Source organism: Melaminivora alkalimesophila (assembly GCF_000282995.1).
GTDB classification, from domain to species: Bacteria; Pseudomonadota; Gammaproteobacteria; order Burkholderiales; family Burkholderiaceae_C; genus Melaminivora; species Melaminivora alkalimesophila.
In genome coordinates, this window is the sequence record NZ_ALEE01000026.1 from 1 (window position 1) to 1,197 (window position 1,197).

Consider the following 1,197-nt stretch of genomic DNA (forward strand, 5'->3'; position numbering starts at 1 on the left):
CGATTACTCGATGATCTTGGCCACGACGCCGGCGCCGACGGTGCGGCCGCCTTCGCGGATGGCAAAGCGCAGGCCTTCTTCCATGGCAATCGGGGCGATCAGCTTGACGGTGATCGACACGTTGTCGCCGGGCATGACCATTTCCTTGTCGGCGGGCAGCTCGATGGAGCCCGTGACGTCGGTGGTGCGGAAGTAGAACTGCGGGCGGTAGTTGTTGAAGAACGGCGTGTGGCGCCCGCCCTCGTCCTTGGACAGGACGTAGACCTCGGCGCTGAAGTGCGTGTGCGGCTTGATGGAGCCGGGCTTGCACAGCACCTGGCCGCGCTCGACGTCTTCGCGCTTGGTGCCGCGCAAGAGCAGGCCCACGTTGTCGCCGGCCTGGCCCTGGTCCAGGAGCTTCCTGAACATCTCGACGCCGGTGACGGTGGTCTTGACGGTGTCCTTGATGCCGACGATCTCGATTTCCTCGCCCACCTTGACGATGCCGCGCTCGACGCGGCCCGTGACCACGGTGCCGCGCCCGGAGATCGAGAACACGTCTTCCACCGGCATCAGGAAGGCGCCGTCGATGGCGCGCTCGGGCGTGGGGATGTAGGTGTCGAGCGCCTCGGCCAGGCGCAAGATGGCGGGCTCGCCCTTGTCGGACTGGTCGCCTTCGAGCGCAAGCTTGGCGGAACCCCGGATGATGGGAGTGTCGTCGCCGGGGAACTCGTACTTGTCCAGGAGCTCGCGCACTTCCATCTCGACGAGCTCGAGCAGCTCCTCGTCATCGACCATGTCGCACTTGTTGAGGAACACGATGATGTAGGGCACGCCCACCTGGCGCGCCAGCAGGATGTGCTCGCGCGTCTGGGGCATGGGGCCGTCGGCGGCCGAGCACACAAGAATAGCGCCGTCCATCTGCGCAGCACCGGTGATCATGTTCTTGACGTAGTCGGCGTGGCCGGGGCAGTCGACGTGGGCGTAGTGGCGGTTCTCGGTCTCGTACTCCACGTGCGAGGTGGAGATGGTGATGCCGCGCGCCTTCTCTTCCGGCGCGTTGTCGATCTGGGCGTAGTCCTTGGCTTCGCCGCCGAACTTCTTGGCCAGCACCGTGGCGATCGCCGCCGTGAGCGTCGTCTTGCCGTGGTCCACGTGACCGATCGTGCCCACGTTCACGTGGGGCTTGGTACGCTCGAACTTACCTTTTGCCATTTT

At 65.2% G+C, this 1,197-nt stretch carries 1 protein-coding gene; it reads right to left on the minus strand.

Annotation, left to right across the window (positions count from 1 at the left end):
- Positions 1 to 3 precede the first annotated feature (3 nt).
- Entirely contained in the window at positions 4 to 1,194 is a 1,191-nt protein-coding gene (gene tuf / locus A612_RS00240) for an elongation factor Tu (RefSeq protein WP_019372615.1), read from the minus strand.
- Positions 1,195 to 1,197 lie beyond the last annotated feature (3 nt).